Below are 15,100 nucleotides of genomic sequence, written 5' to 3' on the forward strand. Positions count from 1 at the left end.
TGGTGGTGGTCCTGCCGGAACGATGGCAGCGATCACCGCTGCCGAGCAGGGTCTGGAGCGGGTTCTGGTGCTCGAAGGCACCCCGGAGCCCCTGCAGAAGGTGCGCATCAGTGGGGGCGGTCGCTGCAATGTGACCCATGCCTGCTGGGATCCGCGCGAGTTGGCCAGCCACTACCCTCGTGGCAGCAGACCCTTGCGTGGTCCGTTCAGTCGCTTCGCCTGTGGTGATGCGATCGCCTGGTTTGATGAACGGGGTCTCACCCTGGTGGAGGAGCCCGACGGACGCCTGTTCCCCCAGGAGAACCGATCGGAAGCGGTGATCCGCTGCCTGCAGCAGGCGGCCGCTGCCGCGGAGGTGCAATGGCAGATGCGGGCGATGGTGCAGCAGATCACGCTCCATCCTGAAGGTGGGTTTCTGGTAGAGGGTCGCGGCCTGGAGCAGCCCCTGCGAGCCCGCAGCGTGATGCTGGCCACCGGCGGTCATCCCAGTGGCCGCAAGTTGGCTGCAGCGCTGGGTCACCAGGTGGTGCCACCGGTGCCGTCGCTGTTCAGCCTCTCGCTGCAGGCCCGGGAGCTCAGCGCTTGCAGCGGCATCGCCCTGGATGATGTGGGCCTGGATCTGAAGTTGGGTGATCAGCGCTTTCGCCAGACCGGCCGGGTGCTGATCACCCACCGGGGTTTGAGTGGACCGGCCACGTTGAGGCTGTCCGCTTTTGCGGCCCGGGCTCTGCATCAGAGCCACTACAAGGGTGATCTGAAGGTGGATTGGAGTGCTGGGCTGGGCCGCTCCGGGGTGGAGCAGCGCTTGCAGCAGTGGCGGCTGGAGCAGGCTCGTCGCACCGTGTCAGCGGCCAAGCCTTTGGATCACCTGCCGCGTCGTCTGTGGCAGGTTTTTCTGGCATTGGCTGGTGTGGAGGCGGAGCGGCGCTGGGCAGATCTGCCGCTGAAGGCCGAGCGTCAGCTGCTGGAGATTCTCTGCGCGCAGCGGCTGAAGATCCAGGGACGTGGTCCCTTTGGAGAGGAGTTTGTAACGGCTGGCGGTGTGGATCTCGGTGAGGTGAACCTGGCCACGATGGAAAGCCGCCGCTGCCCTGGTTTGTATCTGGCTGGTGAGTTGTTGGATGTGGATGGAGTGACCGGCGGCTTCAATTTCCAGGCCTGCTGGAGCGGCGGCTGGCTGGCGGGGATGGCGATTGCAGGAGTTGATCCAGCGGATCGATAGGGACGAGATTGTTGATTCTGTTTATTGAATCTGATCAAACACGGTGAACATCGGCAGGTACATCGCCAGCAGAATGGAGCCCACAATGCCGCCCACCACCACGATCATCGCGGGTTCCAGCATCGAGGTGAGCGCTTTCACGGATGCCGAAACCTCGTCTTCGTAGAAGTCGGCCACCTTGCTGAGCATCTGGTCCATCTCACCGGTTTCCTCGCCGATCGAGAGCATGCTCAGGGCCATCTCCGGCAGCACCTTCTGGCGGGTGAGCGCCGTGCTCAGCAGCACGCCTTCCTGCACCAGGCCGCGCGATTCCAGGATGGCGTCGGAAATGATGGAGTTGCCTGCTGTTTCGCTGGAGATCTCAAGCGACATCAAGATCGGTACGCCAGCGCGGGTGAGTGAACTGAAGATTCGGCAGAACTGGGCGGTGGCGGTTTTCATGATCAAGTCGCCAAACAGCGGAACTTTGAGCATCAGGCGATCAATCACCCGGCGGCCCTTGTGGGTGGCGTAGTAGCGGCTGAACAGCCAGATCCCCACCAGCAGCACTCCAGCGAAGACGAGTGCTGCCGAAGAGCGCAGCAGTTTGCTCAGGTCCACCATCAGCTGCGTGAACAAGGGCAGTTCGGCCCCCAGGTCTTCGAAGATCCCCGCAAAGGTGGGAATCAGAAAGATGGTCATTCCCAGGAACACCAGAATCGCGATCACCAGAACGGCCACTGGGTAGCCCAGGGCTCCTTTGATCTGGTTCTGCAAGCGGGCGTTGTCTTCCAGAAGTTTGGCCAGGCGCTTCAGTGATTCATCGAGCACGCCGCCCGCCTCGCCGGCTTCCACCATGGCCACGGTGAGTTGATCAAACACCTTCGGCCACTGGCGCATGGCAGCTCCCATGGCTGTGCCCTGGTTCACTTCCAATCCCACCGCGGTAAGCGCCTTCTTGAACATCGGCAGCTTCTGCTGGGTGGCCATCAGATCGAGGCTGCGCACGATCGGTACGCCGGCATCCACCAGCGCGGCCAGCTTGCTGGCCCATACCGCTTTGTCTTTCACGCCGGGGGGCTTCTGGAACAGTTCCCCGAGATCCAGGGACAGAATCCCTGCGCTGTTCTTCGCCTCTTTTGGCTGTGCTCCTGTTGATGTCTCTGTGGCTTTCAGCTCCGTGGCCTTGATGCCACGGCGGCGCAGTTGCTTGCGCGCTGTCTGGAGATCGCTGGCCCGGATCGTGATCGAGCGCGACTGACCGGTGGCGGAGGTGTAGCTGGCGGTGAATTTGGCCATCGCGATCCTCAGCGCCTCAACCGGCCGCGAGCCGATCCAGTTCGGATGGTTTGCTGGCTTTGGCTCTGGCTTCCTGCAGGCTGATGTCTCCTCGGCTGACGAGATCCGCCAGAGCCTTCTCCAGGGTCTGCATGCCCAGTTCGCCACCGGTCTGAATCTGCGAATACAGCTGGGCGGTTTTTCCTTCGCGGATGAGATTGGCGATGGCCGGTGTGTTGATCATGATTTCCTGCGCCATCACCCGACCGAATTGCCCAGGCGCCGGGTTGCTGCGGCGGCACAGGGTCTGGGAGAACACCGCCACCAGGCTCCCTGAGAGTTGCACGCGGATCTGGGTTTGTTGCGCGGGGGGGAACACATCCACCATGCGGTCCACGGTTTGGGCCGCTGAGCTGGTGTGCAGGGTGCCGAACACCAGGTGCCCGGTTTCAGCAGCGCTGATCGCCAGCTGGATGGTTTCCAGATCGCGCATTTCTCCCACCAGGATCACGTCGGGGTCTTCCCTGAGGGCTGCTCGCAGTGCATTGGCGAAACTGCGGGTGTCTTCATTGAGCTGGCGTTGGTGCACCAGGCTCTGATCGCTTTTGTAAACGAATTCGATCGGATCCTCGATCGTGAGGATGTGCTCGGCGCGGCTGTGATTGATGTGATCCAGCAGGGCCGCGAGGGTGGTGGTTTTGCCTGACCCAGTCGGGCCGGTCACGAGCACCAATCCCCGGGGTCGTTTGCTGGTTTCCACCACCACGGGGGGCAGATTCAGCAGCTCGATGCTGGGGATTTTGCTGCCAAGAGCTCGCAGACAGGCCGCATAGCTGCCCTTCTGGCGATACACGTTCACCCGGAAGCGGGCCACGCCTTTGAGTCCATAGGCACAGTCGAGCTCCCAGGTTTGCTCGAGCGTTTTGCGCTGGCTGTTGTTGAGCATGGAAAAGATCAGCCGGTTGCAGCTTTCTTCCATCAGGGGCTCGTCGCGCATGGGCCGCAACTGGCCGCTGAAGCGGCCGTAAGGGGGTTGACCGCTGGCGATGTGCAGGTCGCTACCGCCCGCTTCCACCAGCTCCTGCATCAGGTCTTCGATCATCACTTCCATGACGCAGCCCTCAATGGCGTGGGGTAAGGCAGTACGGACATTCCAGCCAACCTTCCTGAAGTCCGCCACCACATCCGCTGCAGGTGAGCGTTCTCAGGGCTCGGGCCCGCCGTTCGGACTCCAGGCCGGCATCGGTGAGCACCATGCGGCCCACTTCCTCCAGGGTGGTGCGTCCTTCGCGCACGAGATCGAGGCTGTAGCCCAGCAGCGTTTTCATTCCTGATTCCAGGGCCAGCTGGCGCACCATGTCGGTGGTGGCTCCCTTGGCTACTGCAGCGGCCATCACTTCATTCATGCGCAGCACCTCGTACACCCCCACCCGGCCCTTGTAGCCGCTGCCCTGACAGCTGGGACAAGCGTCCGGATGTCCCTCGCGGTGATTGGCCTTGAAGAACGTCACGCCCTCTTCATTGCTGGTCATCAAGCCGAACCGCCCGAGCTCCTCAGCTTTCGGGTGATAGGCAAGGCGGCAGTCGGGGCAGACACGCCGCAGCAGGCGTTGGGAAACGATGCCGATCAGCGACGCGCTCACCATGAAGGGCTCAACGCCCATTTCATCCAGTCGGGCGATGGCGCTGGGTGCGTCGTTGCAATGCAAGGTGGTGAGCACGAGGTGACCGGTGAGTGCTGCCTCGATGGCGGTTTTGGCCGTTTCCAGGTCGCGGGTCTCGCCCACGAGCAGCACATCCGGGTCTTGGCGCATGAAGGCCCGCAGCGCCTGGCTGAAATCGAACCCTTTCTCTCGGTTCACCTGGCATTGGGTGATGCCGGGGAGGGTGTATTCGATCGGATCTTCCACCGTGGAGATGTTGATTCCAGGGTCGTTGCGTTCGGCCAGCAGGGAATAGAGCGTGGTCGATTTCCCCGATCCGGTGGGTCCGGTCACCAGGATCATGCCGAAGGGTTTGGAGCCCAGGGACCGCACGGTGTCGAGCGTTGTCTCACTGGTAATCAGCTTGTCCAGGCCCAGTTGGGTGGCGGAGCTGTCCAGCAGTCGCAGCACGATCTTCTCCCCGAAGCGACTGGGTAGGCAATTCACCCGAAAGTCCACGGTGCGGTTCTGGAATCTGCGCCGAATCCGCCCGTCCTGGGCCACCCTGCGCTCGGCGATATCCAGATCCGCCATGATTTTGAAGCGTGAGGTCACCGCTGGCACCAAACGGCTTGGCAGGGGCTCGATGCTGGTTTGCAGCACGCCGTCCTGGCGAAACCGCAACTGCAAGCCAGCCTGCTGGGGCTCCACATGAATGTCGCTGGCTCCCAGCTGCAGCGCCTGCATCAGGATCCGGTCCACGAGATTGATCACCGGTGAACGATCGGCATCGTTCAGTCCGTCTTCCAGATCCACGATCGAAGACGACTGCAGTTCGGCCTCATCGGGGTCGTCCTCCAGCACTCCGTCCACGCTGAATTCCGCGAGATAGGAGCTGGCGGTGTCGGCAATGCTCTCCGGTGCTTGCTGAGGAGCTTGCGCGTGTTCCTGCTGTTGTTCTTGCTTCTGCTCTTGGAGTGCTTCTGCCGGAGCTGGTTCGAGAAGGCTGCTCAGGGTGGCTGTGAGCTCGCCGTGGCGCTTCGGATCCAGTCCCAGCGCTGTCAAATCGTTCAGAAGATCCGGTTTGTCGGCGCTGCTGAGGGTGCCTGGGATGGTGCGTTTCAGCAGCAGTTCCAGCTCCAGTCGGCGGCGATCGTCACTCACAGCACATCAAATCCAAAAGGTGCGGGCTTCCGCCGCTTGTGGGAGGCCTACCTCACCTATCAACATGTCTAGACGTGAATTCGCAACCGGTCAGCATGAGTGGCGACGCCTCCACCCCTGAGCAGGATCCGGCCCAGGTCGTTGCCGACGGGCAGCAGCCTGCAGAGACGCCCAATGATCCTCTCGAGACCCCCTCGGCTTCCGATCCCGGCTCGGCGGCTGAGGCTTCCCCTCAGACCGGTAACAACGAGGCTCGCCTGGAGCAACTGGAGCGGGAGCACACCACCCTGCGCGACGAACACGATGTGTTGCGGGGGCAGTACATGCGCATCGCTGCCGACTTCGACAATTTCCGCAAGCGCCAGAGCCGGGATCAGGATGATCTCAAGATCCAGCTCACCTGCAGCACGCTGAGCGAGATTCTTCCTGTTGTCGACAATTTCGAGCGCGCACGCCAGCAACTCGATCCCCAGGGAGAGGAAGCTCAGGCTCTGCACCGCAGCTATCAGGGCCTCTACAAGCAGCTGGTTGATGTGCTCAAGCAGCTTGGTGTGGCTCCGATGCGCGTGGTGGGTCAGGAGTTCGACCCCACCCTGCATGAAGCGGTTCTCAGGGAGCCCAGCGATGCCCATCCCGAAGATGTGGTGATCGAGGAGTTGCAACGCGGCTATCACCTCAACGGCAAGGTGCTGCGGCACGCCATGGTGAAAGTGTCCATGGGCCCAGGCCCGCAGGATGGCGCCTCTTCTCAGCCTGCCGAAGCACCAGCGGCGGATGCTCCCGCTGAGGACAGCGGTTCCGGCGATGGCAACGGTTGAGCCAATGATCAGACTCCTCCCCTTACTGTGACCTTCGGGATTTCCAGCTGATGGCCGATTATTACGAGCTTCTCGGTGTCAGCAGGGATGCCGACGCCGACACCCTCAAGCGTGCCTACCGCCGTCTGGCTCGCCAGTACCACCCGGATATCAACAAGGAGCCTGGGGCTGAAGACCGCTTCAAGGAGATCGGTCGGGCCTACGAGGTGCTCAGCGATCCACAAACACGCGGTCGTTACGACCAGTTCGGTGAGGCCGGACTCGGTGGTGCCGCCGGGATGCCCGACATGGGCGACATGGGCGGTTTCGCTGACCTTTTCGAAACCTTCTTCAGTGGCTTTGGTGGTGCCGCCGGCGGAGCCCGTCAGCAGCGTCGCCGCGGCCCCCAGCAGGGGGACGATCTCCGCTACGACCTCACGATCGACTTCGATCAGGCGGTGTTCGGCCAGGAACGGGAGATTCGTGTGCCCCACCTGGAATCCTGCACCACGTGCGGAGGCAGTGGGGCCAAGAGCGGCAGTGGTCCCACCACCTGTTCCACCTGCGGCGGGGTCGGCCAGGTGCGCCGTGCCACCCGCACCCCCTTTGGAAGCTTCACCCAGGTGGCGGAATGCCCCACCTGCAACGGCAGTGGTCAGGTGATCGCTGACCCCTGCAACGCCTGTGGTGGCCAGGGTGTGGTGCAGGTTCGTAAAAAGCTGCGGATCAATATTCCTGCGGGTGTGGACACGGGCACGCGTCTGCGGGTCGCCGGTGAGGGCAACGCGGGCCTCCGTGGTGGCCCCTCCGGCGATCTGTACGTGTTCCTCACCGTTAAGTCCCACCCCACGCTGCGGCGCGATGGCCTCACCGTGCTGTCTGAGGTGAAGGTGAGTTACCTGCAGGCGATCCTTGGTGACAGGATTGAGGTGGAGACGGTGGATGGCCCCACCAGCCTGGAGATTCCTGCTGGTACGCAGCCCAATGCCGTGCTCACCCTCGAGAACAAGGGCATTCCCAAATTGGGTAACCCTGTGGCTCGGGGCAATCAGCGGGTTGCCGTCACCGTGAAACTTCCCACCCGCTTGAACGACGAGGAGCGCGGTTTGCTCGAGGAGCTCGCTGGACACCACTCCGCCAGAGGGGAACAGCATCACCATCACAAGAGCGGACTGTTCGCGCGGCTCTTCGGGCAGCGCTGACCATGGCAGTCCTCCAGCCTGATCAGGTGCTGGATCTGTGCGGAACGCCCTGTCCGCTCAACTTCATCCGCTGCCGGCTTGCCTTGGAATCCCTCGCCCCAGGGCAGTGCCTGCAGGTGGATCTCGATCCCGGTGAACCTGAAGAGATGGTGGTGCCCGGTCTGCGCCGGGATGGCCATGGGGTCACGGTGGAACGCCTGGGGCCTGATCGGGTCCGCCTGTTGGTGATCTGCAGCGGTGAGTGAGGCTGCACCCGATGGCGGCATGGTGGTGGCGCTCCAGGCCAACTACCTGGAGGTGGAACTGGATGCCCCATCGCCCGGCACGCCAGCCCGTCTTCTCTGCACCCGTCGCACCCGGCTCAACCATCGCGGTGCTGCTGTGCATGTGGGGGATCGGGTCACGGTGGAGGCGATCGATCCAATCCAGGCCCGTGCTGTTGTGTCCGCCGTGGAACCCCGCAGCAGTTTCCTGGTGCGGCCTCCGGTCGCCAATGCCTCCTGTGTGCTCGTTGCTTTGGCTGCGGAGCAGCCTGCGTTCGATGCCGATCAGGCCAGTCGCTTTCTGCTCACTGCGGAACAGACCGGTCTGCAGGTGCAGCTGGTGCTCACCAAGTGCGACCTTCTGGCGCCTGAGCAGCAGCTGGCGTTGAAGCAGCGTCTGGAGGGCTGGGGCTATGCCCCCGTGATGGTGTCGGTCCAGACAGGCCTCGGTTTGGATCCGTTGCGCGCCGTACTCGCGTCTCAGGCCATCACCGTGCTCTGCGGCCCTTCAGGGGTGGGTAAAAGTTCGCTGATCAATGCCTTGCTGCCAGGTCTGGCCCTGCGGGTCGGCGCTGTGTCGGGACGGCTGCAGAGGGGCCGGCACACGACGCGGCATGTGGAGCTGCACCCCTTCAGCCCAGGCGCCCGTGTGGCGGATACACCCGGCTTCAACCGACCGGACCTGCCTGGGGATGCCCGCAATCTTGAAGTGCTGTTCCCGGAACTCCGGGACCAGCTCACCATTCATCCCTGTCGCTTCCGCGATTGTCTCCATCGCGATGAACCGGGCTGTGGAGTCAGTCGCGACTGGGAGCGCTATGGGTTCTATCGCGGAGCGGTGGAGGAACTCCTGGGGATCAGCCGCCCATCCCGGGGAGGTTGAGATCGAGGCCTCCGGTGAGATCTTGCATGCGCTCTTTCATGGTGGCGGTGGAGCGTTCGTAGGCCGATTGGAGAGCAGCGAGAACAGCTGCTTCCGCAGTGTCTTGGCCCTCGTTCAGCAGACTCGGATCCAGCTTCACGCGCAGGGGTTGTTGATTGCCGGAGAGCCAGATGCTGGCTCGACCGTCCTCACTGCTGCCCTCGATTTCCATGGCATCGAGCTCTTCCTGCAGTTTCTGGGCGTCCTGCTGGATCTGCTGGGCCTTGCGGAAGGCTTCGGTGAGCTGTCCGAAATTGGGAAGTCCGAAACCGGCCATGGAACTGCTGAAGGAACTGGAAGGTTAATCGGGTGTCTCGAAGCCCAGCCGTTTCACTTCTGGATGCAAGGCAATGCCTTTGGCCTCCATCACTTCGCCTTGCACCAGGCTGATCAGGGCGCGGATGTCGTTCGCTGAGGCATCGCCAGTGTTCACGATGAAATTGGCGTGAAGCTCAGACACCTGGGCACCACCGATGGACCGTCCTTTGAGCCCAAGGGATTCGATCAGCCGCCCGGCTTTCTCCGGTTCGGGGTTGCGGAAGACGCTGCCGCAGCTGGGCAGTTTGTAGGGCTGGGTGGAGGTGCGATGGTTGAGGTTGCCACTGGTGCGGCGTTGCAGTTCGGCCGGGTCGTGACCGGGTTCGAGCTGAAATTCGGCGGCCACCACCAGGTGCCGGTTGCTTTGCAGGGCACTTTGGCGGTAGCTGAACGCCAGTTCGTCCCGACTGAGGGTGGCGAGGCTGGGTTGTGCGTCGCTGAAGCGGATCACATCCACACTGATCAGCTGTTCCGCCGTGCAGCCTCCCTGCGCTCCGGCATTCATCACGGCGGCACCGCCCACCGTGCCGGGGATCCCTACAGCCCACTCCAACCCTTGCAAGCCAGCTTTGGCAGCACGCCTGGCCAGGGTGGGCAGCGGCTCTCCAGCGGCGGCACGCACGCGTCCCGTGTCTGCATTCAACGCACTGCCTTGCAACCGTCTCAGGCAAAGGGTGAGTCCGGGCAAGCCGCCGTCGGCGATGAGCAGATTCGATCCCGCTCCGATCATGTGAACGGGGAGTCGTCTCTCCCTGGCCCACTGCAGGAGCTCTGGGATCTGCTCGGTGCTGGTTGGTTCAGCCAGCCATTGCGCCGGACCGCCCACGCGCCAGGTGGTGAACTCCGCGAGCGGAACCTTCTGTTGCAGGACACCGCAATCCTGCAGAGCCGTCAGGCTGCCAGTGCCGGTGGACATGACGCCTGACCCTCGCTTGAAGACTGCGACAACCGCGACCAGAGGCTGTTCACATCACCGGCACCCATGGCCAGGACCAGATCATCGGGGAGGCTGTGTTCCTTCACGAGGCTGACGAGCTCATCCATCGTTGATGCCACCAGAACGGATTGCTGGGTTGATAGCTCCTGCATGACGCTGGCCAGCGCTTCACTGTTCACCCCTGGCATTTCAGCTTCACCGGCGGCGAAGATCGGAGCCAGCAGCACCAGTTCAGCGGAAAGCAGTGCCCGGGCGAATTCGGTTTGGAATTCCTGGGTGCGGCTGTAGCGATGGGGTTGGAACACAGCGACCAACCGCTGCGGTGATCGAGGCAGAGGGCTGCGACCACTGGAGACCATCAAGTTGGCCATGTTCAGTGTTGCTGCCACTTCGCTGGGGTGATGGGCGTAGTCGTCAACGATCTGCCGGCCCTGCCAGTCGCCTCGATAATCGAACCGGCGCCCTGGGGTTTTCAGCTCTGAGAGGTGGCTGATCAAGTGTTCGAGGGGCACACCCTCCATGCGGCAGGCGGCTAGCGCACCGATGGTGTTGCTCAGGTTGTGCAGTCCGGGCATGGGCAGGGTGATCTGCCCCACAAAAGTCCCTTGTTCGTAGAGGTCGGCGATGGTGCGATCGCCTTCCAGAGCCACGGGCAACCCTGCAAAATCCACGTTGTCGCTGCGCTGGACCGACCACCAGGCATCGGCTTGGAAGTGCTCGCTGAGGATGGGATCGTCCTGATTGGCAAGCAAGCGTTTGCAGCCGTCTCCGAAGCGTTGAAGGGTTGCGATCAGGTCGTCCAGATCGCGGTAGTGGTCGGTGTGATCCAGTTCGAGATTGGTGATCACACCCAAAGAGGCTCTGAATTTCACCAGTGAGCCATCGGATTCGTCGGCTTCAGCCACCAGAAGGCGTCCTTGGCCGGCATGGCCGTTGCTGTCGTAACAGGGAACGATGCCACCAATCACAGCTGTGGGATCTTCGCCTGCACCATGAAGAAGGGTGGTGACCACCGTGCTGGTGGTGGTTTTGCCGTGGCTGCCAGCGATGGCGATCGATGGTTGCTGGTCGATCAGCGCCGCGAGTAAATCCGAGCGATGCCACACCTCGAGCTGCCGCTCTCTGGCGGCAACCAACTCAGGATTGTGATCGGGAATGGCACTGCTGATCACCACGATGGGTGAGGAACGATCCAGACGATCCAAGGCCTGGAAGTTGGCGGCAGCTTGGGACTCAAAGGCCACCATCCCTGCGGTTTTGAGGCTCTCCATGGCGGGAGACAGCCGGCGGTCCGAACCGCTGACGCGATGGCCTCGGCTGAGCAGAATCCGCGCCAGCGCAGACATACCAATGCCGCCCGCACCGATGAAGTGCACAGGCGATTGAATGTCAAGCGTGCAGACCAATGACCGCAACCGGGAACACGCACGATAAATCAGCTTTTCGAGCTGACCAGCAGTTCAGGAACTTTGTAGCTCTGGGTTGATGGTGATCAAAAAATCCTGCGTAACAAGTTAAATCCCGTGATTTCTGTATGATCGGCGGCCAAACCCAGTAGCGGATCACCCGCTTTTGTTATGACCCTGCGCGTTGCGATCAATGGATTCGGCCGGATTGGTCGCAATGTGATGCGGGGTTGGCTGAGCCGCGGAGCCGATACCGGACTCGAGATCGTGGGGATGAACTCCACATCCGATCCCAAAACCAGCGCCCACCTCCTCACCTACGACTCGATCCTCGGTCACATCGATCGCAGCGTTCAGATCGAAACCACCGACGACACGATGATCGTCAACGGCAAGGAGATCAAATTCTTCGCTGATCGCAATCCCCTCAACTGCCCCTGGAAGGATTGGGGTGTGGATCTGGTGATCGAGTCCACCGGTGTGTTCAACACCGATGAGAAGGCCAGCATGCACCTTGAAGCCGGTGCCAGCAAGGTGATCCTCACGGCGCCTGGCAAAGGCGATGGTGTGGGCACCTTCGTGGTGGGTGTGAACGACGATCAGTACCGCCACGAAGATTGGAAAATCCTTTCCAACGCCAGCTGCACCACCAACTGCCTGGCTCCGATCGTGAAGGTTCTGGATCAGAGCTTCGGCTTGGATTGGGGTCTGATGACCACCATTCACAGCTATACCGGTGATCAGCGCATCCTCGACAACAGCCACAGGGACCTGCGTCGTGCCCGTGCTGCTGCCCTCAACATGGTTCCCACCACCACCGGTGCTGCCAAGGCTGTGGCTCTGGTTTACCCCGAGGTGAAGGGCAAGCTCACCGGTTTCGCCATGCGCGTGCCCACCCCCAATGTGTCCGCTGTTGACCTCACCTTCGGTCCGTCCCGCGCCACAACCGTGGATGAGGTGAAGGCTGTGATCAAGGCCGCTTCCGAGAACGGCATGAAGGGCATCATCAAGTACAGCGACCTGCCCCTGGTTTCCACCGATTACGCTGGCACCAACGAATCCACCATTTTTGATGCCGACCTCACCTACGCCATGGGTGACAAGGCGGTGAAGATCCTTGCCTGGTACGACAACGAGTGGGGCTACAGCCAGCGCGTGGTGGATCTGGCCGAAGTGGTGGCCCGCAACTGGAAGTGATCCAGAAGAGCGCACTGACTTGCGTGTTTCGATCCCCCCTGCCAAGGGGGGATTTTTTATGGCCTAGGTCGCTCCGTAATGGGCGAACCCCTCAGCGACCACCGGTGCGTTGTCGTGGCTCCAAACGATCGCTTTGGCTTGATCGGTGATCACTCCCACCTGCCGGCAGGACGGTTGCGCGTCAATCCAGGCTTTCGCCCAGGGTTCGGGGAGGGTGACCACCAGTTCGAAGTCTTCTCCGCCACTCAGGCACCAGCGTTGCCAGAGCGGACCCTCGGGCCATCTTCCTGCCCGAGGCAGTTTTGTCGTGTCTAAAACAGCGCCGCAGCCACTGCTTCGGCAGAGGCAGTCGATGGCTTGAAGCAGACCGTCGCTGCTATCGGTTCCACCGGCTCTCCAGGGAAGCCCCCCTGGCTTGCTCATCACCAGTGACCTGAGCGCATCAAGCCTCGGCTGTGGACGCTGGTGCTGTTGGATCGCCTGTTCTTTGAGAGCCTCCGGCAGGGTGACGCTCTGCAGCGAGGACTCCTCGAGAAGCAGGGCCAGCCCCAGGCGGCTCAGACCATGGGCTCCGCTCACCACGATCCAGTCGCCAGCTCTGGCCTGGGACCGGTGCAGCCGCAAGGGCCCGAGCGTGCCCAGTGCAGTGATGGAGAGCATCCTCGCGGGGCCCTGGGAGCAGTCGCCCCCCAGCAGCACGCCCCCACTGTCCTGGAGGAGGGAGTCGATGCCGCGGTAGACACCCTCCACCCAACTCCAGGGCGTGTGGCCTGGCGCGACGAGCCCCACCGTGATTCCCAGGATCTGGTCCACACCGCTGGCGGCCAGGTCGGAGAGATTGGCGGCCACAGCACGCCAGCCCACATCCAGCGCTGCCGTGGTCGCATCACTGAAGTGGATGGTCTCCACCAGCACGTCGGTATTCACCAGCAGATCCCCAGATGGCTGCTGCAGTTGAGCGGTGTCGTCGTCGAACTGACCTGGTGGGGCGAAGCGCGCCAAGCGCCGCAGCAATTCCGCTTCTCCCAGGTCTGCCAGGGTCTGCGTCACAGCCGATCAGGCGTGGGCCTGCAGCCGATCGGCTCCATCCACCACCGCAATGCGGTTGATCTGGTCGTCCACGCTGAGTTCCTCGAGAACATCGAAGCCATCCACCACATACCCGAACGCGGCATTGCGTCCATCCACCAGATTCAGACCGGCAGGGGTGAGCTCCGCTTCGTAAAGAAACAGGAAGAACTGGGAAGAGCCGTCATCGAGTGCCTGATCGGAATGGGCCCAGCCGAGGGTACCGAGGGTGGAGAAGGGCAGCACGGGCGTGGCCTTGTACAGGCCCACATCTTCAAAAGTCTCGTTGTAGAAGGTGTCTGGCTCTCCGGGTACACGAATTTCCAGGGGCACATGCCGTTCCTGCTTGCTGGTTGGATCCACATATCCGATGGCTGGCCCTTCGGGATCGCCGCTTTGCAGGATGTAGAAGTCTTCCGCTCTGGAGAAGGGAAGGCCGTCGTAGAAGCCCTTCAGGCTCAGGTCGATGAAGGCGCCGGCCGTGAGGGGTGCGTTGTATCCATCCACCACGGCCGTGAGATCGCCCTGGGTGGTGCTGATCACCACGGTGGCTCGCCCATTGAGGCGGGGCAGGTCATCGAACTCCGCGGGAATGGCAGGGATCCGGTCATCAATCAGCAGGAATTCGAGATCGCCGATCGTGGTCAACGTCTGCCGGCGGCTCTGGATGAACCCTGCCTTGTCCGTGGCATCCACTTGTTCCTGCAGTTGCACGAGGCCGTCTTTGACCGTGTTGAGCAACTGTTCAGCCTGCGGGCGATCGGCGTCGGGAACGGCGTTGAGAATGTTGTTGGAACGCGTGTTCAGCAGCGCTTCGCTGCGGCTGATGGTGCGTCCGAGGGCGCTCCAGCGCTTGGCCCGTAAATCATCGCTGGTGCCTTCCAGGCGGTGCTGCAGTTCGCGCAGGTCCTCCTGGTCCATCGGCAGGGAATCCCGCAGGATCGCAGCGGGATCCTGCACAGCATTGCCCTGGGGCAGTCCGGCCCAGACCGGTTCGGCCCCAAGCAAGCCGACCACGATCAGAAGGCTGAGCAAGCCAGTACCCCAACGCTGAAAAGCCAACCGAATCGCCAAGGAGAACCCCAGGTGCTGAAAGGACTTTGGCACAGCCGTATGATCCCCTGAACCGTTCAGCGGGAATGATTTCCAGCAACGACTTTCGCACTGGTACCACCATCGAGCTGGACGGTGCCGTCTGGCGCGTGGTCGAGTTCCTGCACGTCAAGCCAGGCAAGGGTTCTGCCTTTGTGCGCACCAAGCTCAAGGCGGTGCAGAGCGGCAACGTGGTGGAGAAAACCTTCCGCGCTGGCGAGATGCTGCCCCAGGCCATCCTCGAGAAAGCCACGCTTCAGCACACCTACATGGAAGGTGAGGACTATGTCTTCATGGACATGGGCACCTACGAGGAAACGCGCCTGTCTGCCAAGCAGATCGGAGAAAGCCGCAAGTACCTCAAGGAAGGCATGGAGGTGAATGTCGTCTCCTGGAATGACAAGCCCCTGGAGGTGGAGCTGCCCAATTCGGTTGTGCTTGAGATCAAGGAGACGGATCCCGGCGTGAAAGGTGACACCGCAACCGGTGGCACCAAGCCCGCCATTCTTGAGACCGGTGCCCAAGTGATGGTGCCTCTTTTTCTTTCCATTGGTGAGAAGATCAAGGTCGACACCCGCAACGACACCTACTTGGGTCGGGAGAACAGCTGAC

Annotated in this window: 15 protein-coding genes; 7 read left to right on the top strand and 8 right to left on the bottom strand. The window is 62.1% G+C overall.

Going from position 1 to position 15,100, the window contains the following annotated elements:
* Nucleotides 1–22 precede the first annotated feature (22 nt).
* The gene (locus SynBMKMC1_RS00085) at nucleotides 23–1,222 is read left to right on the top strand and encodes an NAD(P)/FAD-dependent oxidoreductase (RefSeq protein ID WP_370593961.1); all 1,200 of its coding nucleotides are present in this window, start codon (nucleotides 23–25) and stop codon (nucleotides 1,220–1,222) included.
* Nucleotides 1,223–1,243: 21 nt separating this feature from the next.
* Here the strand turns inward: SynBMKMC1_RS00085 and SynBMKMC1_RS00090 are convergent, their stop codons facing one another.
* The 3 genes from SynBMKMC1_RS00090 to SynBMKMC1_RS00100 are packed head-to-tail and all read right to left on the bottom strand — an operon-like array spanning nucleotide 1,244 to nucleotide 5,286.
* Entirely contained in the window at nucleotides 1,244–2,500 is a 1,257-nt protein-coding gene (locus SynBMKMC1_RS00090) for a type II secretion system F family protein (RefSeq protein WP_186472261.1), read from the bottom strand.
* A gap of 16 nt (nucleotides 2,501–2,516) precedes the next feature.
* The gene (locus tag SynBMKMC1_RS00095) at nucleotides 2,517–3,590 is read right to left on the bottom strand and encodes a type IV pilus twitching motility protein PilT (RefSeq protein ID WP_186472262.1); all 1,074 of its coding nucleotides are present in this window, start codon (nucleotides 3,588–3,590) and stop codon (nucleotides 2,517–2,519) included.
* Between the two features lie 10 nt (nucleotides 3,591–3,600).
* A complete protein-coding gene (locus SynBMKMC1_RS00100) occupies nucleotides 3,601–5,286 on the bottom strand; it encodes a GspE/PulE family protein (RefSeq protein ID WP_186472263.1) in 1,686 nt (561 codons plus the stop codon).
* Between the two features lie 95 nt (nucleotides 5,287–5,381).
* Between SynBMKMC1_RS00100 and grpE the strand changes: the two genes are divergently transcribed.
* From grpE to rsgA, 4 genes are read left to right on the top strand one after another with little or no spacing between them, the layout of a single operon-like run.
* A complete protein-coding gene (gene grpE, locus SynBMKMC1_RS00105; protein WP_255486232.1) occupies nucleotides 5,382–6,104 on the top strand; it encodes a nucleotide exchange factor GrpE in 723 nt (240 codons plus the stop codon).
* Between the two features lie 50 nt (nucleotides 6,105–6,154).
* Complete coding sequence (dnaJ, locus tag SynBMKMC1_RS00110) at nucleotides 6,155–7,285, top strand: molecular chaperone DnaJ (protein ID WP_186472265.1); 1,131 nt, start codon at nucleotides 6,155–6,157, stop codon at nucleotides 7,283–7,285.
* Nucleotides 7,286–7,287: 2 nt separating this feature from the next.
* Nucleotides 7,288–7,530 (top strand): sulfurtransferase TusA family protein, encoded by a 243-nt coding sequence (locus SynBMKMC1_RS00115; protein ID WP_186472266.1) that lies wholly within the window; start codon nucleotides 7,288–7,290, stop codon nucleotides 7,528–7,530.
* Nucleotides 7,531–7,549: 19 nt separating this feature from the next.
* Entirely contained in the window at nucleotides 7,550–8,431 is an 882-nt protein-coding gene (gene rsgA / locus SynBMKMC1_RS00120; RefSeq protein ID WP_050815906.1) for a ribosome small subunit-dependent GTPase A, read from the top strand.
* On the opposite strand, the gene SynBMKMC1_RS00125 is transcribed toward rsgA, so the two are convergent.
* From SynBMKMC1_RS00125 to murC, 3 genes are read right to left on the bottom strand one after another with little or no spacing between them, the layout of a single operon-like run.
* The gene (locus SynBMKMC1_RS00125; RefSeq protein ID WP_011931961.1) at nucleotides 8,406–8,747 is read right to left on the bottom strand and encodes a YbaB/EbfC family nucleoid-associated protein; all 342 of its coding nucleotides are present in this window, start codon (nucleotides 8,745–8,747) and stop codon (nucleotides 8,406–8,408) included. The genes rsgA and SynBMKMC1_RS00125 overlap by 26 nt on opposite strands.
* Nucleotides 8,748–8,771: 24 nt before the next feature.
* A complete protein-coding gene (gene murB, locus SynBMKMC1_RS00130; RefSeq protein WP_186472267.1) occupies nucleotides 8,772–9,704 on the bottom strand; it encodes a UDP-N-acetylmuramate dehydrogenase in 933 nt (310 codons plus the stop codon).
* Nucleotides 9,680–11,071, bottom strand: coding sequence for a UDP-N-acetylmuramate--L-alanine ligase (gene murC / locus SynBMKMC1_RS00135; RefSeq protein WP_370593962.1), 1,392 nt, complete (start codon nucleotides 11,069–11,071; stop codon nucleotides 9,680–9,682). Before murC ends, murB begins: the two co-directional genes overlap by 25 nt.
* A 231-nt stretch (nucleotides 11,072–11,302) precedes the next feature.
* Here murC and gap point away from each other — a divergent pair, with 231 nt between their 5' ends.
* The gene (gene gap / locus SynBMKMC1_RS00140) at nucleotides 11,303–12,328 is read left to right on the top strand and encodes a type I glyceraldehyde-3-phosphate dehydrogenase (RefSeq protein ID WP_011931964.1); all 1,026 of its coding nucleotides are present in this window, start codon (nucleotides 11,303–11,305) and stop codon (nucleotides 12,326–12,328) included.
* Between the two features lie 63 nt (nucleotides 12,329–12,391).
* Here the strand turns inward: gap and thiL are convergent, their stop codons facing one another.
* Nucleotides 12,392–13,378, bottom strand: coding sequence for a thiamine-phosphate kinase (gene thiL, locus SynBMKMC1_RS00145; RefSeq protein ID WP_186472268.1), 987 nt, complete (start codon nucleotides 13,376–13,378; stop codon nucleotides 12,392–12,394).
* A gap of 6 nt (nucleotides 13,379–13,384) precedes the next feature.
* A complete protein-coding gene (locus SynBMKMC1_RS00150) occupies nucleotides 13,385–14,464 on the bottom strand; it encodes a peptidylprolyl isomerase (protein WP_370593963.1) in 1,080 nt (359 codons plus the stop codon).
* 71 nt (nucleotides 14,465–14,535) lie between these two features.
* On the opposite strand from SynBMKMC1_RS00150, the gene efp reads away from it, so the two are divergent.
* Nucleotides 14,536–15,099 (top strand): elongation factor P, encoded by a 564-nt coding sequence (efp, locus tag SynBMKMC1_RS00155; RefSeq protein ID WP_006042657.1) that lies wholly within the window; start codon nucleotides 14,536–14,538, stop codon nucleotides 15,097–15,099.
* Nucleotide 15,100 lies beyond the last annotated feature (1 nt).

The organism is Synechococcus sp. BMK-MC-1, assembly GCF_014279955.1.
GTDB lineage: Bacteria > Cyanobacteriota > Cyanobacteriia > PCC-6307 > Cyanobiaceae > Synechococcus_C.

What these genes read in the sequence shown, in the direction of transcription:
- gap (WP_011931964.1), top strand. Translation starts at nt 11,303, where the DNA reads ATGACCCTGCGCGTTGCGATCAATGGATTCGGCCGGATTGGTCGCAAT.
- SynBMKMC1_RS00125 (WP_011931961.1), bottom strand. Translation starts at nt 8,747, where the DNA reads ATGGCCGGTTTCGGACTTCCCAATTTCGGACAGCTCACCGAAGCCTTC.
- rsgA (WP_050815906.1), top strand. Translation starts at nt 7,550, where the DNA reads ATGGTGGTGGCGCTCCAGGCCAACTACCTGGAGGTGGAACTGGATGCC.
- SynBMKMC1_RS00085 (WP_370593961.1), top strand. Translation starts at nt 23, where the DNA reads ATGGCAGCGATCACCGCTGCCGAGCAGGGTCTGGAGCGGGTTCTGGTG.
- murC (WP_370593962.1), bottom strand. Translation starts at nt 11,071, where the DNA reads ATGTCTGCGCTGGCGCGGATTCTGCTCAGCCGAGGCCATCGCGTCAGC.
- murB (WP_186472267.1), bottom strand. Translation starts at nt 9,704, where the DNA reads ATGTCCACCGGCACTGGCAGCCTGACGGCTCTGCAGGATTGCGGTGTC.
- SynBMKMC1_RS00090 (WP_186472261.1), bottom strand. Translation starts at nt 2,500, where the DNA reads ATGGCCAAATTCACCGCCAGCTACACCTCCGCCACCGGTCAGTCGCGC.
- grpE (WP_255486232.1), top strand. Translation starts at nt 5,382, where the DNA reads ATGAGTGGCGACGCCTCCACCCCTGAGCAGGATCCGGCCCAGGTCGTT.
- SynBMKMC1_RS00095 (WP_186472262.1), bottom strand. Translation starts at nt 3,590, where the DNA reads ATGGAAGTGATGATCGAAGACCTGATGCAGGAGCTGGTGGAAGCGGGC.
- dnaJ (WP_186472265.1), top strand. Translation starts at nt 6,155, where the DNA reads ATGGCCGATTATTACGAGCTTCTCGGTGTCAGCAGGGATGCCGACGCC.
- SynBMKMC1_RS00115 (WP_186472266.1), top strand. Translation starts at nt 7,288, where the DNA reads ATGGCAGTCCTCCAGCCTGATCAGGTGCTGGATCTGTGCGGAACGCCC.
- efp (WP_006042657.1), top strand. Translation starts at nt 14,536, where the DNA reads ATGATTTCCAGCAACGACTTTCGCACTGGTACCACCATCGAGCTGGAC.